Here is a 22,145-nt window from a genome sequence, read left to right as displayed (position 1 = left end):
TGCTCAGCGCTTCTGCAACTGCCACTTGCCCGCGGCCGTCTTGCAGTAGACGGGCTTGAGCGTCATCGTCTGGCCCTTCGCGGTGATTTCGGTCGCGATTTCGCGGCAGGTCTTGCCGTCCGTCTCGGTCGTGCTCGGCGTGAGCTTCGCATCAATCTGCGTGCCGCGGCCGCTGCTCTGCCATGTCGTGGTTTCGCCGTCCTTGCCTTCGTCGCGCGCCTGCACGACCGCCTTGGACAGCGACGCGCGATCGGTCTTGCTGAAATAGCTGATCGGCGTGTCGTTCAGGAAGTTCAGGTTGTTCTGTGCATGGGCGGGCAGCATCGCGGCTGCGCACGCGGCGCCGGCCAGCACGCGCGTGACGACGGAAAGGGATGCACGCATCGACATGTTTTTCTCCTTGGATGTTCGATCGAACGGCGTGGCGCATGCCGGCGAACCGGGGGCCGGCCCTCCGGCATGCGCCACGCCCGTCAGCGAGCGAGCATAGCATGCGTGCTGCGGTGAATGCCTTCTAGTGCCCGGCCGGCGCGGCCGTTTGCTGATATCCGTCAGTCAGCGTGCCGAGGAACGCGATCACGTCCTTGATCTCGGCGGCGTTCAGCGCCGGCGGGTCGCCGCGCTTGCGGTCGAACGGCGGCTCGCGGTTGATGTTCGGCCAGTAGCGCTTCGGCAAATCGTCGTAGATCTGCACCTTGCCGTGCACGACCGGGTAGAACTTCTCCGGATGGATGTCGCGTTCGACGTAGAAGCGCATCACGTCCTCGAGCGAGTGATAGACGCCGTTGTGGAAGAACGTCTTGCGCAGCGCGACGTTGCGCAGCGACGGCGTGCGGAACAGCCCGCAGAATTCGTCGCGCCCCTTCAGGTCGGTGCGTTCGGGGCCGCATGCGCCGAGATCGAAGAAGCGCGGGTCGCGATTGACCGGCAGCGCGCGGTTGCGCGGCACCGCGATCGCGATCAGCCCGAAATCGCTGAACTGCGGCGGGCCGCCTTCGAGCGTGCGCTGGCTGACGTGACAGCTCGCGCAGTTGCCCTTCTTCTCGTCGTTGAACAGTTGCAGCCCGTGCAGCTCCGCGGGCGTGAGCTGCGCGTGGCCGGCCAGATACGCGTCGTATTTGCTCGTGTACGGATCGAACAGCGCCGGCTGCTGCTGGAATGCGTCCAGCGCGCGCAGCACCGCACCGAACGTCGCCTGGTCGTCGCCGAGCACCGTGTCGCCGAACGCCTTGCGGAATGCATCGGCATACGGCGCGGCGCGAACCGCCTTCGCGACCCGTGCGGGCGAACTGCTCATCTCGAACGGCGACGTGAGCGGAATGCGCGCCTGCGCATCGCGCGTATCGACGCGACCGTCCCAGGTCAGCCCGCCGGTCGGACCCGCGTCGATGCTTTCGTCGCCTTCATCCGGCGAATCGTGGAAGTGTTCGCTGAACGGCGGGATGCCGCGCAGGTATTTCAGCGACGGCACCGCGCGAAAGCCGGTACGGTGCATGTCGTCGCCGCCGAGCTGCACCGACAGCGCGTTCGGCGGCCCGAACGCATGGTCGGCGCTGTGGCACGACGCGCAAGCGAGCTTGCCGGACCCGGACAGCGACGGATCGAAGAACAACTGCTTGCCGAGCGCCGTCATCTGCTTCACGCCCTCGAACACCTGCGCGCGCGTCTGCGGCTGGCCGGCCGGCGCGACCGCCGGGGTGGCCGGCGCGGCCTGGGCCGCCGGTACGACGGACGCGGCCGACGCAGTCGTGCCGGGCCGCGCATCGCAACCGGCGAGCGCCGCGAGCGCGCCGACCACCGCGAGCGTCGCCGTGGCAGGGATCAGCGATCGCGCGAACGCGATGGATTTCAGCAGGGTGTGCATCGTCGTTGTTCTGGTAGCGGTGGGCAATCGGCCGGAGCTTATGTCAGTTCCGTGACCGTTCAATGACGTTCGACCGACAGTCAATTGAAAGCGCCCCTACACCCGGCTGTCAAATCGGTTCCAGATAATGCGCGCAGCCGGGCGGTACCGCGAGGTTCGTGCGCCGGCCCTCCCGCCACCCGGTTCCCACACGCGACCAACGACGAATGAGAGAGAACATCGCATGAAGAAGCACGCCTGGATTCGCTGCACGCCGATCGCCGTCGCGGCCGCGCTCAGCCTGACCGCCTGCGGCGGCGACGACGTCACGCAGCAGGGCCTGTCGGCCGTCAAGAACGTCGTCGTGATCTACGCGGAAAACCGCAGCTTCGACAACCTGTACGGCAACTTCCCGGGCGCGAACGGTCTGCAGAACGCGACGGCCGCGAACTCGGTGCAGAAGGACCGCGACGGCTCGACGATGGCGACGCTGCCGAAGATCTGGGGCGGCCTGACCGCGACCGGCATCACGCCGGCGGTGACCGAGGCGATGACGGCGAACCTGCCGAACGCGCCGTTCGCGATCGACGATCCGAAAGGCTTCAACCAGTCGATGAGCATCGCGACGCGCGACATCGTGCACCGCTTCTACCAGGACCAGATGCAGATCAACGGCGGCAAGAACGACATGTACGCCGCATGGACCGATGCCGGCGGCCTGACGATGGGCCACTACACGGCCGATCCGTCGAAGCTGCCGCTGTGGAAGATCGCGCAGCAGTACGTGCTCGCCGACAACTTCTTCATGGGTGCGTTCGGCGGCTCGTTCCTGAACCACCAGTACCTGATCTGCGCGTGCGCACCGTACTACCCGAACGCCGACAAGAGCCCGGCGGCCGGCAAGATCGCCGTGCTGAATGCCGACGGCAAGTCGCTGAAGGTCGCGACGAACTCGCCGGCTTCCGCGCTGAGCGGCCCGCCGAAGTTCGTCAACGACGGCGCGCTGACGCCCGACTTCTACGGCATCAACACGATGCAGCCGGCGTATCAGCCGAGCGGCAACAAGGCGGCCGCGGGCGGCGACCCGCTGCTCGCCGACCCGGCCAATCCGTCGACGATGCCGCCGCAGACGGCGACCAACATCGGCGACCTGATGACCAACGCGGGCGTATCGTGGGCGTGGTATTCCGGCGCGTGGGGCCAGGCGCTGCAGGCGAGCCAGAACGGCACGTCGAACGTGATCTACGGCGCCGACCTGTCGACGCCGAACTTCCAGCCGCACCACCAGCCGTTCAACTACTTCGCGAACCAGGCGCCGGGCACCGCGAGCCGTGCGCAGCATCTGCTCGACGGCGGCGCGAACGGCGCCGAGTTCATCAAGGCGATCGATGCGGGCGCGCTGCCGCAGGTGACGTTCTACAAGCCGCAAGGCAACCTGAACGAGCACCCGGGCTACACGGACGTCACGTCCGGCGACCAGCACATCGCCGACGTGATCGCGCACCTGCAGGCCAGCCCGCAGTGGAAGAACATGGTCGTGGTCGTCACGTACGACGAAAACGGCGGCTTCTGGGATCATGCGACGCCGCCGAATGCCGATCGCTGGGGCCCGGGCACCCGCATTCCGGCGCTGATCGTGTCGCCGTATGCGAAGAAGGGCTTCGTCGACCACACGCAGTACGACACGGGCTCGATCCTGCGCTTCATCACGCGCCGCTTCTCGCTGCCGCGCCTCGCGGGCCTGCAGCAGCGCGACGACGCGCTGAAGGCGAACGGCGCGCAGCCGATGGGCGACCTGACGAACGCGCTCGCGCTGTCGCCGAACCTGTAACGGCATCGCCGTCACCGCGAACGCGGCCGGCCATGCTGCCGGCCCGGACGAACGAAGGACAGCCCCGCAGTTCACGGGGCTGTCTTTTTCAAGCCGCGTGCGGGTTGCCGCGCGCCGCGGTCACCAGCCGTACTTCAGCTCGACGCCGACGTAATCCGCGTTGTGCCCGCCCGCCTGCCGGATCGCGTCGCCGACCTGGAAATGCACGGCCTCCACCGCGCCGATCAGGTTCGCGGCGATCGTCCAGTCCGCGCGCAACTGCACGTACATGCCCGTCCACAGGCCGCCCTTGCCGGCGGTGCCCGGCACCGGGATGTTCGGCTGCTGATAGACGGCGTCGCCGGTCGTCTCGCGCCACTGGAAGCCCAGCGCACCGAGCAGCGACAGGTTCGCCGCCGGTTTCAGCGTCACGGACGGCTTCACGTGAATCAGGTTCGCGTAACTCGTATAGCCGGCCAGCGTGAAGTAATAGCCGTTCGGAAACAGCGGATTGAAGGTGCCGATGCGGCCGTCGTGCGGATGCCGGTCGCCCGATGCCGCGTCCACCTGCAGCGCGATGCGCGGCGACCACGGCGCGTCGAGCCTGTAGCCGGCGATCGAACCGACGGCCCACGCGCCAATCGTGGCGTTGCCGACCGTGCCGGTCTGCAGCATCGTCTCGAGATCCCAGTCGAAGCGCCCGTGCGTGCCCGTGTAGCGGACGTCCCATACGTCGCGATGCTCGGGGCCGCTCGCGTCGAGGAAACGCGCGCCGCGGCGGTTGTAGCGCGACCAGTAGCCGGACAGGTCGCCCGGCCCGACCGACTGACGCTCGAAACGCACGCCGCTGAACGTGAGATCGCGATTCGACACGTCGTCGAAATCGGATGCGTTGCGGTTCTGCACCGGCTGCGTCGCATAGCCGATGAAGCGCCACTTGCCGTATTCGTAATCGGCCCACACCGCATCGAACGCGAGCCGCACGTTCGGGCCGTCGCGCGCGGCGATGAAGCGCTGCAAGTCGAACGCCATCTCCTGCCGGCCGACGCGGAACTTGACCGTGCCGCCGCCAAGCGCGCCCGTGTAGGTCGCGAATGCCTGTTCGAGATCGAGCGGGTTTTTATCGACCGGCGACACCGTGTTCTTGCCGAACGCGCGTGCGTCCTGCAATTGCGCGAAGAACTGCCAGTGCGGGCCGAGATGCGCATCGGCATGCACTTCGACGCGCTGGATCACGTACGTATCCGATTGCGCGGAGCCGATGCCGAACAGCGGTGCGTCGTTGGTCTCGAGCCGCTCGCGCAGGTTCACGCCGAGCGACAGATAGGATGACGGATCGTTGCCGAGCGGGATGGTTTTCAGCCCGTCGAGCGGCGCGCGCGGCACGCAGGGATTCGCAAGCACCGACCAGTCTTCCTGCCAGCGGTTGAACAGAACGGTCGGGCGTTTGGCGGTGCACGTCGATGCGGTGGCCGCCGCGGACGTCGAGGCCGGCGACGCAGTCGATGCCGGCGCCGGTTCTTGCGTCGACGTCGACGCAACCGCCGTTTCCGCGAACGCCGCGTCGGCGCCCGCGCACAGCAGCCCCGCGACGATCGACACGCGCGCGGCCTGCTCGAAGCGGCGGCCGTGGCGTCGCCTGCGTCGCTCGCTCATGCACGCTCCTGCGTGGGCGTACCGGCTGATTGCGCCGCGCACAGCGCAAGCGTCGCGAGCGCGCCGACGGGCACCAGCAGCGCCAGGAATCCGACGTAGCGGAACCCGATCGCACCGCCCGCCGCGCCGAGCGCGAACGCGACGATCGCCGGCAGCATCTTCGCGAAGCGTGCGCGTGCGGTGGCGCGCACGCTGTCCGCCGTGCCGGGCGACAGCATGTCGACGGCATCCAGGATCGCCTGCGTGACGTTGCCGGTCATCACCGTGTTCGGCACGCCGCCCGCGCGCGCGATCACGCGCGGATGCGCGTTCTGCACGCCCATCGCGAACGTGCCGACGATGCCGGCCACGAGCGCCGCCACGCTGTCGGGCTGCGTGACGGGCGTCGCCCACACGCCGGCCGCGCAGAAGCCGAGCAGCAGCACGGCCTGCACCGTATGCAGCACGCGCGTGCCCTGCCACGCCGGCCGCGCGGCCATCGACCGCGCGATCAGGCTGCTCGCGATCACGCCGCACACGAACGCCGGAAACACGCTGAGCTTCAGCACGACACCCTGGCCGAAGCCCGCGAGGCCGGCGCCGATCAGCACGAAGTTGCCGGTCACGTGCGCGGTGAAGAGCCCGAACAGCGCGACGAAGCTCAGCGTGTCGACGAAGCCGGCCACCGCGGCGAGAATCGTGTCCTCGTGCTTCATCGCGCCGCGCTCGCGTGGATCTCGGCGACGTAGCCGCCGGGGAACTGCACGAGCGCCGCATCACGGCCGTCCGACTTGAACGGCGGCACGAGCACGGTTACGCCCGCGGCTTCGGCCTGCTTCAGCGTCGCGGCGAGATCGGGCACGTCGTAGCCGGTCATCTCGCGGCCGAACGGGTAAGGCAGATGGCCGTCGGTCACCAGCACGGTCATCTTGCCGAAACCCGATTCGATCCGAATGCGGCGGTACGTATCGTCCGGCCGGCCGATCTCGATGCCCGGCGCCTTCAGGGTGTCGGACACCACCTTGCCTTTCGAGAACTTGACGAAGTCGTGCACGAACTTGCGGACGCTTTGCGGCGACACGTAGACGCGATTCTCGGGGACGGTCTGCAGTGCGTCGTAATTCGGCGCCTGCGTGTGCCAGTACAGCTGCATGTTCACGCCGCCCGCCCATGTGACGATCGCGTCGCGGCCGATCGGATCGGGAAACGTGTCGACGATCACGTCGGCACCGTGCTCGCGCGCGGACTTCACGGCGACGTCCATGTCGGTCACGAGATAGCCGGTACGCTCCGCGCAGAACGGATACGGGATCGGCGTCTTGAAACCGAATACCGAGATCGTGCCGACCGGTGTCAGCACGAGTTGCGACATCGTCTGGCTCGGCGTCGGCGTGACCTGGAACACGCCCTGCTTCGACTTCTTGCCGCCGAACGTCGCGACGAAGCTGTCGGTGAAGCGGTCGAAGTCTTCGGGTGCGACGCACACGTGGGTCGTGTCGTACTGCGGGCCGACCGCCACCGTCGGCACGACCGCGGGCGGCGCCGGCGGTTTCGCGAACGTCACGGGCGCGACGGCGAGGCCGCCCGCGAGCATCGCGGCGAGCAGCACGGAACGAACAGATTTCATCACAGGGTTTCCTGGTTGTTGCATCGTCATCGAATGGAGCGGCCATCATCGGCCGGTTGCCGCGCATCGTCGAGCACGGTCGCGAGCACGAGTGCCGCGATCAGCCCGAGATGCTCGAAAAAGCTGTTGAGCGCCATGAACCGTTCGGCGCCGGAACGGTTCCAGAAATCGTTCGCCACGAACATCGCGACGAGCGTCAGCATACCGAGACTGCCGGCGCCCACCCAGGTGAAACGGCGAAACACCACGCACAGCGAGCCGGCGATCTCGACCGCGATCGCGAGCGCCGCCCACAGCGCGGCCGGCTGCAGGCCGAAATGCGCCTGCTCCGCGACCGCGCCGTGGAAGTCCAACGCCTTCGCGACGCCACCGAGCAGATAGGCGGACACCAGCGCGACGCGCGCGAGCGGCAGGACCCACGGCTGCGCGAACAGCACGCGGAGCCACGAGGGGGTGCGGTAGACGGGGCGCGTCGTCATGTCAGACCGCCCAGCACGAACAGCCGAACGCGCCCCAGAAGCCCTTCGCATCCGACGTCGGCAACGTGCTTGCCCATGCGCTCGCGTGCGCATGCTGGTGAAGGTTGCATTCATTCGCGCAGCCGCACATCGCGGCGGCCGCCGCGCGTTGCAGCGGCGCGCCGTTGCGCTGCGTCGCGCCCCATCCGCCATAACCGCCGAACTCGCGCACCGGCGACCAGTCCGGCATCGCCGGCGGGATCGGTGCGTCGTGCGACGCGAACGGCCCCGCGCCCCACACGATCTTCCCGTCGACCACCGTCAGCAACGCGGTCGTGGCGGCGATGTCGTCCTCCGCGCATGCGAAGAAATCGCGATCCGGGACCACCAGGTCGGCAAGCTGCCCCACCGCGATGCGCCCCTTCTTGCCCTCCTCGTTCGAGAACCACGTCACGTACTCGGTCCACATCCGCAGCGCGGTTTCGCGATCGAGCAGGTTGCGCTGCGGATACATGCGCATGCCGCCGACCGTCTTGCCCGTCACGAGCCATGCGAGCGACACCCACGGGTTGTACGACGCGACGCGCGTCGCGTCGGTGCCGGCCGACACCTTCAGCCCCTTGGCGAGCATCTTCGCGACCGGCGGCGTCGCCTCCGCGGCTTGCGCGCCGTAGCGCTCGACGAAGTATTCGCCCTGGTACGCCATCCGGTGCTGCACCGCGATGCCGCCGCCGAGCGCGGCGATCCGGTCCATCGATTTCTCGGTGATCGTTTCCGCGTGATCGAAGAACCAGTTCAGCCCTTCGAGCGGGATGTCCTCGTTGACCTTCTCGAACACGTCGAGCGCGCGGCTGATCGTTTCGTCGTAGGTCGCGTGCATGCGCCACGGCCAGCGGTTTTCCGCGAGCACGCGCACGACGCCTTCGAGATCGTCCTCCATCTGCGCGGGCAGGTCCGGCCGCGCGACGCGGAAATCCTCGAAGTCGGCCGCCGAGAACGCCAGCATCTCGCCGGCGCCGTTATTGCGGAAGTAGTCGGTGCCGTCGTGGTACTTGACGCTCTTCGTCCAGTTCACGAAGTCTTCCTTCTCCGCGTTCGGCTTCTGCGTGAACAGGTTGTACGCGATCCGGATCGTCATCTCGCCCGCGTCGTGCAGCTTGCGGATCACTTCGTAATCGTCGGGATAATTCTGCGAACCGCCGCCCGCGTCGATCACGCCCGTCACGCCCAGCCGGTTCAGCTCGCGCATGAAATGGCGCGTCGAGTTGTACTGATACTCGAACGGCAGCTTCGGCCCCTTCGCGAGCGTCGCGTAGAGGATCGTCGCGTTCGGATTCGCGAGCAGCAGGCCGGTCGGGTTGCCCGCCGCATCGCGCAGGATCGTCCCGCCCGGCGGCTCCGGCGTGTCCTTCGTGTAGCCGACCACCCGCAGCGCCGCCGCGTTCAGCAACGCGCGATCGTACAGGTGCAGGATGAACACGGGCGTGTCCGGCGCGACCGCATTGAGTTCGTCGATCGTCGGCAGCCGCTTCTCCACGAACTGGTGTTCGGTGAAGCCGCCGACCACGCGCACCCACTGCGGCGCGGGCGTGATCGCGACCTGCTGCTTGAGCATCTCCATCGCGAGCGCGAGCGACGGCACGCCGTCCCAGCGCAGTTCCATGTTGTAGTTCAGGCCGCCGCGAATCACGTGGCAGTGGTTGTCGATCAGGCCCGGCAGCACGCCGCGGCCGCCGAGATCGACCACCTTCGTCGCGCGGCCCGCGAGCGGCATGATCTCCGCATTGCCGCCGACAGCGACGAAGCGGCCGTCCTTGATCGCGACGGCGGCCGCGATCGGGTTCGCACGATCGAGCGTCGTGATGCGCCCGTTGTGCAGGATCAGATCGGGTTGAGTATCGGTTGCGCTCATTGACATCTCCTCGATGCGTTCAGAAGCCGAGCCAGTGACGAACCGGCGCGATGGCCTGCACGCCGACCAGCATGCCGGCGAGGCCCACCAGCGCGATCAGCGGCGGCGCAGGCGAACGCACCTTGATCACGCTGTACACGACGCCGATCAGCACGCCGGCGCCCAATGAAATTAGATAAGATTCCATAACGATTTTCCTCCCGGCCGGATTAGAATGATCCGCATCGCATCGGCCGCATGCCGCGCTGCCCTCGCATCCGTTTCGCTTCCCTGCCATCCGCTCCGACCATGCAACACCTTCCTGATCTCGAAGCCTGGGCCATCTTCGCGCGCGTCGCGGAGACGGGTTCGTTCGCGAAAGCCGCCGAGCAGCTCGGCGTCTCGCAACCCACCGTGTCGAAAGCGATCGCGCGCCTCGAAAAACGCCTCGGCGCGATGCTGCTGTACCGCACGTCGCGCAAGCTGTCGCTCACGCCGACCGGCGAACTGCTGCGCGACCGCGCGATCCGCCTGCTCGCCGATGCGGAACTGATCGAAAGCGAGGCCACCGCGCAAGCGCTCGAACCGCACGGCCTCGTGCGCGTGAACGCGCCGATGTCGTTCGGGCTGCACCATCTGTCGCCGGTGTTGCCCACGTTTCTCGAGCGCTATCCGCGCGTCGACATCGATCTCGTGCTCACCGATCACATCGTCGACATCGTATCGGGCGGCTTCGACGTCGCGATCCGCATCGCCGAGCTGAGCGATTCGACGCTGCGCTCGCGTCGCCTCTGCGCGGTGCGCCGGCCGCTCGTCGCGTCGCCCGCGTATCTCGACCGGCGCGGCCGCCCCACGCATCCGCGCGACATCGAACAGCACGTGTGCCTCACGTATACGAACCTGCCGACACCCGAGCACTGGCGCTTCCGCCATTCGGCATCCGGCGAGGATGTCGGCGTGAACGTGCACGGCCGCATTCGCACGAACAATGCGGACGTGATCCTCCCCGCCCTCGTCGGCGGTCACGGCCTCGCGCTGCAGCCCGAGTTCCTGGTGTGGGACGAACTGCAGCGCGGCGCGCTCGAGGAAGTGATGAGCGACTGGAAGATCGCCGACATCAACGTGAACCTCGTCACGCCGCCCGGCATGCTGCGCGCCGCGCGCGTGACGGTGCTGCTCGATTTCCTCGCCGAACATTTCTCGCGCGCGCCGTGGGCGCTGCCCGCCGCCTGACCGCGCGACGGCCGACGGCACGCGATCGCCGCGGCAACCGTCGCGGCGATCGCGGCCGGCAGCGCGTTACTTCGCGGGCACGGCCGGAATCGACTCGTGCGGCGTCGCGGTACGCTGCGGCGCCTTGTGGACCATCGTGTACGCGTAATCGACGCCCATCCCGTACGCGCCCGAATGCTCCTTCGCGATCGCCATCACCGCGTCGTACGAATCGCGGCGCGCCCAGTCGCGCTGCCATTCGAGCAGCACCTGCTGCCACGTGACCGGCACCACGCCGGCCTGCACCATGCGCTGCATCGCGAAGTCGTGCGCAGCCTGCGTCGTGCCGCCCGATGCATCGGCCACCATGTAGATCTCGTAGTCGCCTTCGAGCATCGCGCACAGCGCGAACGTCGTGTTGCAGACTTCGGTCCACAGGCCCGACACCACCACCTTCTTGCGGCCGTTCGCGGCAAGCGCGTCGCGCACCTTCTGGTCGTCCCACGAGTTCATCGACGTGCGTTCGAGCGTCTTCTGGTTCGGGAACACGTCGAGCAGCTCGGGATACGTGTGGCCCGAGAAGCTGTCGCTTTCGACCGTCGTGATCGTGGTCGGGATGTTGAAGACCTTCGCGGCCTTCGCGAGCCCGACGACGTTGTTCTTCAGCGTCTGCCGATCGATCGACTGCACGCCGAACGCCATCTGCGGCTGCTGGTCGATGAAGATCAGCTGGCTGTTCTGCGGCGTCAGTACTTCAAGTTTCGGGTTGCTCATGGCGGATGGGTCCTGTGAACGGAAAATAGGCGGCTGCCTCGACCGTGAAAGCGGGAGGCGCCCGGAATGCGTCGGCGCCGGATCGTCATCATCCGGGCTGAAACATTTAAGCCGCAAACGCGCGGCGCGAACACCCAAGGAATGGAATCGATCCGATTCCCGAATGGACGTCCGTTCGGGACTGCCCGCCCTTTTTTTCTTCACGTAAACCCGATACGCTTTCAGGACTTTGACGGTGCCGTTCCGGTGCCGCTCGGCCATCACGAGGCGCACCACCATGAAACCGTATGTCCTGTCGCTGCTCGCCGGCATCCTCGCCGGCGTCATCTACGGCGCGATCGGCGTGAACTCGCCCGCGCCGCCGGTCATCGCGCTCGTCGGCCTGCTCGGCATGCTGGCCGGCGAACAGATCCTGCCCGTCGCGCGGCGCATGCTGTCCGGCCATCGGCTGAACACCGCATGGCGCGACGCGAAGTGCAGCCAGCACATGTTCGGCGCGTTGCCGGGCGGCGCCGCGAACGACCGCAAGCCTTCTTGATCCACTCCATCGCCGCCCGCCGCGCATGACCAACGTCGAGCTGTTCCATTACCTGTTGCTGTTGATCTGCGGCGCGGGCGCGCTCACCTGGCTCGCCGAGCGAATCTCGATTCCGCCGGCCGTCGTGCTGCTGCTCGGCGGCTGCGTGGTCGCCGTCGCCGGCAAGCGCGTGCCCGACATGGACCCGGCGCTGTTGCTCGCGGCCGTGCTGCCTCCGCTCTTGATGTCGAGCGGGTTCTACACCGCGTGGAAGGAATTCCGGCAGGAGCTCGCATCGATCGCGTCGCTCGCGCTCGGGGCCGTGGCGTTCACGACCGTCGCGGTCGCGCTCGCGGTGCATGCGGCGAATCCCGCGCTGCCGTGGGCCGCATGCTTCACGCTCGGTGCGATCGTGTCGCCGCCCGACGCGGTCGCCGCGAAGGCGATCCTCCAGCGCCACCCGCTGCCCGCGCGGCTCGTCGCGGTGCTGGAAGGCGAAAGCCTCGTCAACGATGCGTCGGGCCTGCTGCTGTACCAGATGGCCGTGTCGGCCGCGCTCGCCGTATCGATCACGGCGGCGAGCGCGACCGGCCTGTTCTTCTCGCTCACGCTGATCGGCATCGCGGTCGGCCTCGCATGCGGCCACGCGATGTGCTGGGTACTGCAACGCCTGCGCGAGCCGATGCTCGGCATCGTCGTGACGTTCGCGATGGCATGGGGCAGCTACGGGATCGCGGAAGCCGTGCACGGCTCCGGCGTGCTGTCGGTCGTCACCTGCGGCCTCGTGCTCGGCGTGCGCCAGCATCGCGTGTTCGGCGCCGACATGCGGATCAAGGCGAAGGCGACGTGGGAAGCGATCGTGTTCGTGCTCGACGCGCTCGTGTTCATCCTGATCGGCCTCGCGCTGCACGCGATCCTCGCGGGCGTGAACCACGAAGGCGCGGTGCTGATGGCCGGCCTGCGGGTCGCGCTGCCGGCGACGGCCGCCGCGATCGGCGCGCGCATCGTGTGGGTGTTCGTCGCGATGTGGCTGCCGGGCCGCCTGCGTGCACGGCGCGCGGGCCACGCGGCGTGGTCGTGGCGCGAAGCCGTCGTGCTCGGCTGGTCGGGCATGCGCGGCGTCGTGAGCCTCGCGGCCGCGATCGCGCTGCCGGCCAACTTCCCGGGCCGCGACCTGATCCTGTTCAGCACGTTCCTGCTGATCATCGCGACGCTCGTCGTGCAGGGCGGCACGCTCGCGCCGCTGATCCGTGCACTGAAACTGCGTCCGGCCGCGCGCCGCACGATGTCCGAACACGCGGTGCGCGCGCACACGTTCGGCGCGGCGCTTGCCGAGCTCGACGCGCGCGAGCAGCGCGGCGCCGGCCTCGAACGCGCATCGCTCGACCGGCTGCTGACCGAATACCGCAGCCGCGTCGCGTTCAACGAACGCGCGCATCGCGACGGTGCGGAGCCCGCGGACGTGCGCGCGCGAATGCTGCGCGTCGAGCTCGAGCTGGTCGGCGTGTCGCGCGACGCGCTGCTCGGCCTGCATCGCGAGGGCCGGGTCGACGACGCGGTGCTGCACCGCATAGAATCCGAACTGGATTTCGAGGAGCTGCGGCTGCAGCGCCTGCTCGAACCCTGACGTCCGGCCTGCCCGGCAGGCCCGTCCCCTTTCCCCACCTGGAATTTCAATGAGCGAACTCACCGTCGAAGCGAGCATCGGCCCGGTCGATTACCTCGTCCACTTCACCGACGGCGTCCACCAGTGGCGCGCCGACGAACCCGCGTCGCTCGGCGGCGGCGATACGGCGCCGACGCCCGTCGCGCTGCTGCTGTCGAGTCTCGGCGCGTGTACCGCGATCACGCTGAAGATGTATGCGCAACGCAAAGGCTGGCCGCTCGACGAAGTGCACGCGAAGCTCGCGCACGAATCGGGCAGCGCGGGGAGCACGATCGTGCGCCGCATCACGCTCGACGGCGACCTGACCGACGAGCAGCGCGAACGCCTGTTGCAGATCGCGAACGCGTGCCCGGTGCACAAGATCCTCACGCACCCGATCGCGATCGACACGGCGATCGCCTGAGCGCCTTCCGTCACCGCCCCGCCACGAGATTCCCGCCATGTCCGCTCCGATCAAGACCCTGCTCACGCCGCGCGAAAGCGATATCGGCAACCTCGTCGTGCGCCGCGTGCTGCCCGCACGCGCCGCGCGCCTCGTCGGCCCGTTCATCTTCTTCGACGAGATGGGCCCGGCCGTGTTGCCGGCCGGCCGCGGCATCGACGTGCTGCCGCATCCGCACATCGGGCTCGCGACCGTCACCTACCTGTTCGACGGCTCGCTGATGCATCACGACAGCCTCGGCTTCCGGCAGAAGATCGTGCCGGGCGACGTGAACTGGATGACGGCCGGCCGCGGCATCGTGCATTCGGAGCGCTCGCCCGACGAGGATCGACCGCGCGAGCAGCCCGTGCACGGCATCCAGACCTGGGTCGCGCTGCCGGTCGAGCATGAAGACACCGCGCCCGCGTTCGTTCACCATGCGGCCGACACGCTGCCGTCGTTCACGCGCGACGGCGTGACGGTGCGCGTGATCGCGGGCACCGCGTTCGGGCGCGCGTCGCCGGTCGCCGTGTTCTCGCCGACACTCTATGCGTATGCGGCATTCGCGCCGGGCGGGCAGCTCGCGCTCGATGCGGAGCACGACGAACGCGGCGTGTATCTCGTCGACGGCGACCTGAGCATCGACGGCACGCCGCTCGCCCCGGCGACGATGGCCGTGCTCGAACCGGGCGCCACCGTCGCGCTGGCGAGTACGAACGGCGCACGCGTGATGCTGCTCGGCGGCGCGCACCTGCCGGGCGAGCGTTTCATCGAATGGAATTTCGTGTCGAGCGAACGCGCGAAGATCGATGCGGCGCGCGCCGCGTGGGCCGATCAGACGTTCGGCAAGGTGCCGGGCGAAGAAGACGAATGGACCCGCCAGCCGGAACGCAAGACGCAGTAGGCGGGTTCGCCCGACGAAGCCACGACGGCCGGCGATCATGCCGGCCGTCGTACGTTTACCGCTTCAATCCCATCAGCTTCGCGAGCGTCGGCCAGCGATCGAGCGACGCGTCGAACGCGCGGCGCGCCTGCTCGTCGACATAGCGCTCGGGATCGAGCGCGGGCAGATGCCGCGCGAGGCCGATCACGTCGTTCGGTTGCGACAGGCGATCGTCGTCGCCTTCGCCGGAAATCGTTACTGTTCGTCGATCCATACGCCGTCCGGAGTTTTCACCGCGTAACCCGCGGCGGTCTGCATCGTCACCGTGCCCTCGTTCTCGCCGATCATCCGCGTGCGCGGCAAATCGGTCGCGTATTGCGCGAGCGTCGCGCCCGGCTTGAACGGACTGTTCGACACGAGATTCGACAGCAACTGCGCGAGCGCGAGGAAGCTGGTCGGCTGCTCGATCACGGTCGTCGCGCCGTGGTTGCCGGCGAAGCCGACGAGCCGCACGCCGACCGGCCCGTGCACGATGCGCGGCGTCGGAATTTCGCGCAGCCCCGCGACCTGGTTCTTGTCGCCGCGCAACGCGGCGCCGTGCTCGGGCACGAACACGATCACCGCGCGGCGGCCCGATTGCGCGATCAGGTCGGCGAGACGGTCGAAGTCGGTCATCAGCTTCGTCGCGCGCTGCGGATACGAGTCGATGCTCGTCAGCGCGCTGCCGACGACGCGGTTGCCGTCGTGCAGGCTGATCGTGTTGTAGTACAGCGCGACGGGCCCCGGCACCGCCGCACGCTGCGCGTACCAGTTCGCGAGCGTCGAATAGTCGTCCTTGATCGCCGAGCCGTCGAACGCATGCATCGCGACCGGCGCGGCCGCGTTCGAGATCATCGGCGCATCGGCCACGCCGATGTTGTCGTGGATCACCTGCAGGAAGTTGTCGAAATGGCCGTCGTGGTTCAGCAGCGACTGCACCGTGTAGCCGGCGCCCGCCAGTTGCGAGAACAGATGGCACTGCTGCGGCGCGCTCTTGTACAGGTCCGCATGCGCCTCCTGCCCGCAGCTCGCGCGCAGCACGCGGATCGCCGCCGGGCCGCTGTAGCTCGCGGCCGTGCTGAAGTTCGTGAACAGGTAGTCGAAGTGGCTCAGCATCGGATGGTTGCGCACCTTCGCCGCATCGAGGTCGTCCCACGACAGCGAGCAGATGTGCAGCACGATCACGTCGAACTGCGCGGCCGGATCGCTGCCGAGATGGCCGAACGCGACCTGCCGCTGCGACTCCTGCGCACGGAACGTCGCGAGCGCCGCGTTGTGGTCCTCGGGCTGGTCGACGCGCGTGGCGCCCGCCGCGTTCGCCTGCGGCTGCGCCGGTGCGGCGACGCGCGCCATCAGGCCGCTGCCGGCCTGCCACAGCGGCATCACGACCAGCACGGCCACCACGAACGTCGCGACGCGCAGCCAGCGATTGACGATGAAATAGACGATCAGCACGCCGACGATCGTCAGCGCCAGCACGGGCGGCAACAGGCGCGGCAGCAGCTCCATCCAGTAGTCGAGGCGGAACGTGCTGACTTCGCGCGCGGCCTCCGCGAGACGGGCGAGCGGCGGCGCATGCAGTTCGCGCGCGAGCAGCGGCACCGCGATCGCGATCGCCACGACCTGCCGGACGATGCGCCACACGCGCGACCGGATCGGCGCGCTCGCCACGAGCGCCACCGCGAACGCGAGGTTCGCGAGCCAGAACGGCTGCAGGCGCCCGGTCGCGAACAGCGCGAACTTCAGGATGAAATACAGATTCCAGAACGTCATCTAACCCACTCCATGATGCGCGCCGCGTCAGTCGCGCGCGCGATCGAGTTTCGGCGCAAGCATGGCCTGCACGCCGCGCGCCGCACCCTTCCACATTCGTACATAGCCGTCCAGCCCGATCCGCAGCACTTCCTTGAGCCCGCCGAGCGGCGTGTCGGGCCGCGCGCTTTCGTGCCAGTCGAGCCACGCATCCGCGCGGCCGAACGTGCATTGCACGAGCTGGCGTTCCTGCTCGAGCGTCAGTTCCTCGAAGCTCACGCCGACATGGGTCGGCGTCGCACGGGTCACGCGCACCGGGAACGGAAACGCGCGGTCGCCGCGCGTCACGCACACCGTCAGCGTGTCGCCGACGGCGAGCGGCAGCCCCGGCACCGCTTCGAGCCCGAGGCCGCCGGTCGAATAGTCGCTCGTGAAGCACGCGGCGGTCGAGCCGTCGGCGAGCAGCAGCATCGCCGGCACGCGCATCGCGATCCGGTGCGTGACGCGCACCTGCTTGGTCTCGCGCGCGACGGCCAGCGCCGCACCGAGCATCGCGAGGTTGTAGACGGTCCAGCCGAGCGTGATCAGGATCGTCGACGCCTCGTCGCCCTGGTCGGCCACGAGCCGCCACAGGCCGGCGACGATCGCGAGCACGTTCAGCGCGAACAGCACGAGATACGGCTTCGACGTCGACCAGTCGACATAGCCTTCGTCGATCTTGCCGCCCTTGTCGGTCACGTTGAACTTGCCGTGCTTCGGGCTGAAGAACGCGACCGTGGTCGGCAACGCGATGTACCACGCGAGCACCGATTCGTAGACCTCGGCCCAGAACGAATGACGGTAGCGCCCCTGCATCCGCGAGTTCGCGACGTTCGCGAGCACGAGGTACGGGATCACGTAGCTCGCGAGCGCGAACGACGACGCGTTGATGAAGTACAGGTGGAAGAACAGGTACGCGAGCGGGATCGTCAGGAACACCAGCCGCGGAATCCCGTAGAAGAAATGCAGCATCGCGTTGCCGTAGCAGATCCGCTGGATGAACCCGAGCCCGCGCCCGAGGAACGGGTTGTCGATGCGGAAGATCTGCGCCATCCCGCGCGCCCAGCGCGTGCGCTGCTTCACGTGGCCGGCGAGGCTTTCGGTCGCGAGGCCGGCCGCCTGCACGGTCGGCAGGTACGCCGACGTATAGCCGCGCCGATGCAGCTTGAGCGCCGTGTGCGCGTCCTCGGTCACCGTCTCGACCGCGACGCCGCCGACCTCCTCCAGCGCGCTGCGCTTGAGCACCGCGCACGATCCGCAGAAGAACGTCGCGTTCCACAGGTCGTTGCCCGACTGCACGAGGCCGTAGAACAGGTTGCCCTCGTTCGGGACCTCGCGGAACGTGCCGAGATTGCGCTCGAACGGATCGGGCGAGAAGAAATGGTGCGGCGTCTGCACGAGCGCGCATTTCGGGTCGCGCAGGAACACGCCCATCGTCGTCTGCAGGAACGAGCGCGTCGGCACGTGATCGCAGTCGAAGATCGCGATGTAGTCGCCGTGCGTCTTGGGCAGCGCGCGGTTGATGTTGCCGGCCTTCGCGTGAAGGTTGTCGTCGCGCGTCAGGTAGTCGATGCCGGCCTCGGCCGCGAAGGCCGCGAACTCGGGGCGCCGGCCGTCGTCGAGCAGGTACACGCGCAGCTTCGCGCTCGGCCAGTCGATGCTCTGCGCGGCGAACACGGTCGGCTTCACGACCGACAGCGGCTCGTTGTAGGTCGGGATATAGACGTCGACGGTCGGCCAGGTGTCCGGATCGTCGGGCAGCGGCACGATCGGCCGGTCGAGCGGCCACGCGGTCTGCACGAAGCCGAGCAGCAGGATCATCCACGTATAGGCTTCGGCGCCGTACAGCAGGTAGCCGGCGACGGCTTCGACCGGGCTGCGGAAGTCGAGCGTCTGCGTCGTGCGCCACCACACGTAGCGCAGCGTGGCCAGCAGCGCGAGCGACGCGAGCGCGAGGGTCGGCAGATGGCCCGGCAGGCGGCGCAGCGCGAGCGCGAGCACCGCGACGATCGCGAAGAACGCGAACTGCGCGCCGGGCATCAGCGGCGACATTCCGGCCGCGGCCCACAGCACCGCGCCGGCGACGAGCAGCAGCGGCGCGAGCCAGCGACGTCGGCCGACGCCGTTCGCGCGCGCATCGAGCCAGCCGCCCCAGCGCGCCCACGGCAGACGCTCGAGCATCGCGTTGACGCGCCGGCCGACCGCACGCGCGGCCACGTAGACGGGCACGACGAACGTGTCGAACCACGCGAGCGGATCGCGCGCGGGCCGGCCGCCGGCCGCACGCGGCGCGCGCACGATCGCGCGCCACAGCCATTCGCGCACGCTGAGCGGCTGCAGCACGCCCCAGTCGTGCGCGAGCCGCAGGAACGCGACGCGCACCCAGCGGCGCACATGATCGGGCCGGCCGGGGGGCGGCGCGTGGAAGAACAGCCGCACGAACCAGTCCACCCGCGTGCGTTGCGCCGGCAGCCCGATGCCGCGCGCGCACCAGTCTGCCGCGCGCCGGCCGAACGCGCGCAGTCGCGACGCGAGCGCGGCCTTCATCGCGCGGCTCCCGCGCGGCCGGCGACGGCCGCCGTCAGCCACGTGTCGACCCAGTTCGCGACGCCGTTCAGGTCGTGCGACGCCTGCGAATACGGCGCATCGTCGAAGATCCAGCTGCCGCGCGCGAGCGCTTCGGGCATCGCCGCGTCGACGTGGATGCGCTGATCGAGCATCGACGCCGGCCCCGCGACCGCGCGCAGCATCGCCAGCGCGTCGCGCTGCATGTCGCGCGCCGGGTTCAGCCGGTTCACGACGATCCGCAGTTCGCCGCGGCCGGCCCGCAGCACGCCGAGCCGCGCGGCCGTCGTCGCGCAGGCGACCGGCTCCGGCGGCACGACGACGAGCGTCAGGTCCGCGCGGCGAATCGCCTGCTCGGCCTGCGGCGACGGATAGCGCGCTGTGTCGACCAGCACGACGCCGTCGGCCGGCAGCGCGATCTCGTCGAGCGCGCGCGACAGCCAGGCCGGATCGGCGACGAGCCGCGCATCGCACGCGGCGGCGCCGGCCGCATCGACCTGCCCGTACGGCACGAACAGCACGCCGTCGGCGTTGCGCCACGTATGCGCGTGCCACGGTTCGGCGCCGCCCAGCAGGCTGTGCGCGAGACCGTGTTCGGCCACCGTATCGAGGCCGAGCGTCGCGCCCATCAGGTTCTGTGCATCGAATTCGACGGCAACGACCGGCCGGCCGCGGCGCGCGAGCAGCACCGCGAGCGCGGCGGCCAGCGTCGTGCGGCCCGCGCCGCCTGCCGTCGACGTGAGGGCGATCGTCTTCATCGTGCCGCCTTGCTGTCGCGGTTATCGCGGTTATCGCGGTTATCGCGGTTATCGCGCTTGTCGCTTTCTTCGCCGCCGGCACCCGGCAACAGGCGGCCGCGCAGCGCGACCGGCACGAGTTCGCACGGCACCGCGTCGCGCCGGTCGATGCCGCGCGGCGCGTGGAAGCCGCGGCCGATGCCGAGGTGCTGCGCGACGATCCACACCGGCACCGCAATCACGATACCGACGATGAAGCCGATGACGAGTTCGCCGATCATGCGTTCTCCTGCTTGCGCAGCGGCATCGCGCTGCGGACGGCGCCGCGCGCACGCGCGGCGGGAATGACGGGCTCCAGTGCAGACGCGTCGACGGCATCGGCGGCGGCGGAATCGGACGCCCGCGGTGTGCCGATCGCGTCGAGCGTGACGACGGTATCGATCGCCTCGATCGCATCGCTCACCTCGCTCGCGTCGGGCAGCGCCGCGCCGGCGTCGACTTCGACGTGCGCGGGCGCGGGCGCGGCGCGTGCGGCGTGCGCCGGCTGCGTCGCCGCGAACAGGTCGCTGTAGTCGGCGATCGGCGCGCGCCGGTTCTCGGCCTTCAGCGCATCGAGCTCGGTGTCGATGCTGCCCTGGCCGAGGCATACGACGCGATCGGACAGCGTATCGACCGGCACGTCGAAGATCCGCGCGAGCGCATCGTCGGCGTCGACCGGCTCGCACGCGAACAGGAACACGAACAGGTGCCCCGCATCGGCCGTCACGACGTCGCCCGCGCGGCGCGGCCGGCAGTGCCGCAGCGCGTCGACGTGCGACACGCCCGGCAACAGCGTGAGCTTCGCGAGCGTGTGCGGCAGCGCAAGCACCGCGCCGCGGTCGAGCACCGCGCGAATCCGCAGGCAGAACGCACCGACCGGCAGATAGCCGAGCACCGAATCGCCGAGCGCGGCCGCGAGCGCCGCACGATAGTCGGCCGCGACGGGCCGCGCGTAGAGCTGGCCGTGCAACGCGTGCACGGCCGCCTGCATCCGCGAGACGGGCAGGTCGCGCGCGACGACCCGGTTCGCGCCGACGCTCAGCACGAGCACCTCGAACTGCTGGCGCAGCACCTCGCCACGCTCGACGACCGCGATCTTCAGCGCGCCGCCGCACTGCCGGCGCAGTGCGTGCACGTCCGCGCACAGCGCTTCGAGCTGCGCGTGCGAGCGGAACACGAGCACCGCGGTCGCGGCCTGCGCGGTCACGCACGCGGCGACGACGGCCGCGTTGTCGTCGACGATCTCCCAGCCGTCCGGCACGCGGCTCACGCCGTCGAGCACCGCGCGGCTGACCACCACGCGATCCTCGTCGCTCGCCAGCTTCATCCGGCGGGCCGGTTCGATCGCGCCGCCATCGACGCTCGCCGACAGCCGGCCGCCCGGCGCAAAGCGCAGCGGCCGCACCTCGCCGGCCGCGAGCGTGTCGCCCGCGCGCCAGAAATCGACCACCCACAGCAGCTCGCCGTGGGTGCGCTGCAACTGCGCGACGCCCGAGCAGATCCCGTGGAAGCCGCTGCGCGGCGTACGATCCGCGTCGCGCACGAGCGGCGCATCGTCGGTGCGCGCGTCGTCGCCCGCCCGGGTCGCTTCGGGGTCGAGCAGCAGCACGAGCGCGATCCGGCGCGTGCGGCACCAGTCGGCCAGCGCGTGCGCTTCATCCGCGAGCGCGACCGGATCGTCCCAGCTGAACCAGCGCTGCGCACCTTCGACGAAATACAGCGAACGGGCATGCAGCCCGTAGCGCTTCATCGCGCGCAACCCGCCGGTCAGCCGCGCGAACGGGCCCGGCGCCACGCCGCGCGGCGCAGCGGCGGTCACGCCGGCGTCGGCACCGGCGTCGGCCGGCTCGGCCGCCGGCGGCATCGCCAGCACGTTCAGGTTGCGCGGCCAGCCGGCCGGCTGCGCGCCGCCCGCGAAGCCGAGCGATTCCATGTGCGCGGCGACGCGCACCGGATCGCGCGCGAGCACGATCGTGACGTCGCGCGTGCGCGCCTGGCGCGCGCTTTCCCACACGAGCGCGTCGCATCCCGGCGTGCCGCCGGCCGCGTAGATCGCGTAAAGACCGCCGGCCTCCAGTTGCGTCCACGTATCGGGCAGGCCATCGATCGCGAGCCGGCTCAATGCGCCGGCGCGGCCGCGCGCCGATCCCGCGCGCAGCAGCGCGCGCAGGCGGTCGACCAGGCCGGTGGCGCCGGGCGCGTGGCGGGTGGCATCGAATTCCGTATTCACGCGTTCC

Annotated in this window: 21 protein-coding genes; 6 read left to right on the top strand and 15 right to left on the bottom strand. The window is 69.3% G+C overall.

Going from position 1 to position 22,145, the window contains the following annotated elements; genetic code table 11:
- Window positions 1–3: 3 nt before the first annotated feature.
- Complete coding sequence (locus CFB49_RS06990; protein WP_069621291.1) at window positions 4–390, bottom strand: hypothetical protein; 387 nt, start codon at window positions 388–390, stop codon at window positions 4–6.
- 124 nt (window positions 391–514) lie between these two features.
- A complete protein-coding gene (locus tag CFB49_RS06985; RefSeq protein WP_089434894.1) occupies window positions 515–1,864 on the bottom strand; it encodes a cytochrome-c peroxidase in 1,350 nt (449 codons plus the stop codon).
- 223 nt (window positions 1,865–2,087) lie between these two features.
- Here CFB49_RS06985 and CFB49_RS06980 point away from each other — a divergent pair, with 223 nt between their 5' ends.
- Window positions 2,088–3,674, top strand: a complete 1,587-nt coding sequence (locus CFB49_RS06980) for an acid phosphatase (RefSeq protein ID WP_069621289.1) — start codon at window positions 2,088–2,090, stop codon at window positions 3,672–3,674.
- A gap of 120 nt (window positions 3,675–3,794) precedes the next feature.
- On the opposite strand, the gene CFB49_RS06975 is transcribed toward CFB49_RS06980, so the two are convergent.
- Genes CFB49_RS06975 through CFB49_RS06950 form a run of 6 tightly spaced genes read right to left on the bottom strand, consistent with a single transcriptional unit; the run spans window position 3,795 to window position 9,472 of the window.
- Entirely contained in the window at window positions 3,795–5,309 is a 1,515-nt protein-coding gene (locus CFB49_RS06975) for an alginate export family protein (protein ID WP_089490975.1), read from the bottom strand.
- Window positions 5,306–6,004, bottom strand: coding sequence for a YoaK family protein (locus tag CFB49_RS06970; protein ID WP_089434891.1), 699 nt, complete (start codon window positions 6,002–6,004; stop codon window positions 5,306–5,308). The genes CFB49_RS06975 and CFB49_RS06970 overlap by 4 nt, the downstream gene beginning before the upstream one ends.
- Complete coding sequence (locus CFB49_RS06965; RefSeq protein ID WP_089490974.1) at window positions 6,001–6,915, bottom strand: VOC family protein; 915 nt, start codon at window positions 6,913–6,915, stop codon at window positions 6,001–6,003. The genes CFB49_RS06970 and CFB49_RS06965 overlap by 4 nt, the downstream gene beginning before the upstream one ends.
- 26 nt (window positions 6,916–6,941) lie before the next feature.
- Complete coding sequence (locus CFB49_RS06960; protein ID WP_089490973.1) at window positions 6,942–7,394, bottom strand: DoxX family protein; 453 nt, start codon at window positions 7,392–7,394, stop codon at window positions 6,942–6,944.
- 1 nt (window position 7,395) lies between these two features.
- Window positions 7,396–9,285, bottom strand: coding sequence for an amidohydrolase (locus tag CFB49_RS06955; protein ID WP_089490972.1), 1,890 nt, complete (start codon window positions 9,283–9,285; stop codon window positions 7,396–7,398).
- A 19-nt stretch (window positions 9,286–9,304) separates the two neighbouring features.
- Complete coding sequence (locus CFB49_RS06950; RefSeq protein ID WP_069617194.1) at window positions 9,305–9,472, bottom strand: DUF1427 family protein; 168 nt, start codon at window positions 9,470–9,472, stop codon at window positions 9,305–9,307.
- Window positions 9,473–9,573: 101 nt separating this feature from the next.
- On the opposite strand from CFB49_RS06950, the gene CFB49_RS06945 reads away from it, so the two are divergent.
- Window positions 9,574–10,497, top strand: coding sequence for a LysR family transcriptional regulator (locus CFB49_RS06945; protein WP_089490971.1), 924 nt, complete (start codon window positions 9,574–9,576; stop codon window positions 10,495–10,497).
- Window positions 10,498–10,563: 66 nt separating this feature from the next.
- On the opposite strand, the gene CFB49_RS06940 is transcribed toward CFB49_RS06945, so the two are convergent.
- The gene (locus CFB49_RS06940) at window positions 10,564–11,250 is read right to left on the bottom strand and encodes a hydrolase (protein ID WP_059837139.1); all 687 of its coding nucleotides are present in this window, start codon (window positions 11,248–11,250) and stop codon (window positions 10,564–10,566) included.
- Window positions 11,251–11,527: 277 nt separating this feature from the next.
- Here CFB49_RS06940 and CFB49_RS06935 point away from each other — a divergent pair, with 277 nt between their 5' ends.
- From CFB49_RS06935 to CFB49_RS06920, 4 genes are read left to right on the top strand one after another with little or no spacing between them, the layout of a single operon-like run.
- Window positions 11,528–11,788, top strand: coding sequence for a XapX domain-containing protein (locus CFB49_RS06935; RefSeq protein ID WP_050018056.1), 261 nt, complete (start codon window positions 11,528–11,530; stop codon window positions 11,786–11,788).
- A 25-nt stretch (window positions 11,789–11,813) separates the two neighbouring features.
- Window positions 11,814–13,394 (top strand): cation:proton antiporter, encoded by a 1,581-nt coding sequence (locus CFB49_RS06930; RefSeq protein WP_089490970.1) that lies wholly within the window; start codon window positions 11,814–11,816, stop codon window positions 13,392–13,394.
- Between the two features lie 49 nt (window positions 13,395–13,443).
- Entirely contained in the window at window positions 13,444–13,836 is a 393-nt protein-coding gene (locus CFB49_RS06925) for an OsmC family protein (RefSeq protein ID WP_089490969.1), read from the top strand.
- Window positions 13,837–13,873: 37 nt separating this feature from the next.
- The gene (locus CFB49_RS06920; RefSeq protein WP_089490968.1) at window positions 13,874–14,758 is read left to right on the top strand and encodes a pirin family protein; all 885 of its coding nucleotides are present in this window, start codon (window positions 13,874–13,876) and stop codon (window positions 14,756–14,758) included.
- A gap of 55 nt (window positions 14,759–14,813) precedes the next feature.
- On the opposite strand, the gene CFB49_RS06915 is transcribed toward CFB49_RS06920, so the two are convergent.
- Genes CFB49_RS06915 through bcsE form a run of 6 tightly spaced genes read right to left on the bottom strand, consistent with a single transcriptional unit; the run spans window position 14,814 to window position 22,138 of the window.
- Entirely contained in the window at window positions 14,814–15,011 is a 198-nt protein-coding gene (locus CFB49_RS06915) for a hypothetical protein (RefSeq protein WP_069617189.1), read from the bottom strand.
- On the bottom strand, window positions 14,993–16,549 hold the full coding sequence (bcsG, locus tag CFB49_RS06910) for a cellulose biosynthesis protein BcsG (protein WP_089490967.1): 1,557 nt from the start codon (window positions 16,547–16,549) through the stop codon (window positions 14,993–14,995). The genes CFB49_RS06915 and bcsG overlap by 19 nt, the downstream gene beginning before the upstream one ends.
- Before the next feature lie 27 nt (window positions 16,550–16,576).
- Window positions 16,577–19,114 (bottom strand): UDP-forming cellulose synthase catalytic subunit, encoded by a 2,538-nt coding sequence (gene bcsA / locus CFB49_RS06905; RefSeq protein ID WP_089435338.1) that lies wholly within the window; start codon window positions 19,112–19,114, stop codon window positions 16,577–16,579.
- Window positions 19,111–19,890 (bottom strand): cellulose biosynthesis protein BcsQ, encoded by a 780-nt coding sequence (bcsQ, locus tag CFB49_RS06900; RefSeq protein ID WP_089490966.1) that lies wholly within the window; start codon window positions 19,888–19,890, stop codon window positions 19,111–19,113. The genes bcsA and bcsQ overlap by 4 nt, the downstream gene beginning before the upstream one ends.
- On the bottom strand, window positions 19,887–20,150 hold the full coding sequence (locus CFB49_RS06895; RefSeq protein ID WP_089490965.1) for a hypothetical protein: 264 nt from the start codon (window positions 20,148–20,150) through the stop codon (window positions 19,887–19,889). Before CFB49_RS06895 ends, bcsQ begins: the two co-directional genes overlap by 4 nt.
- On the bottom strand, window positions 20,147–22,138 hold the full coding sequence (bcsE, locus tag CFB49_RS06890) for a cellulose biosynthesis protein BcsE (RefSeq protein WP_089490964.1): 1,992 nt from the start codon (window positions 22,136–22,138) through the stop codon (window positions 20,147–20,149). The genes CFB49_RS06895 and bcsE overlap by 4 nt, the downstream gene beginning before the upstream one ends.
- Between the last annotated feature and the right edge of the window lie 7 nt (window positions 22,139–22,145).

Source organism: Burkholderia sp. AU17457 (assembly GCF_002223255.1).
GTDB lineage: Bacteria > Pseudomonadota > Gammaproteobacteria > Burkholderiales > Burkholderiaceae > Burkholderia > Burkholderia sola.
Note: the sequence above shows the minus strand (reverse complement) of the source record. Positions and strands in the feature narration are given on the sequence as shown.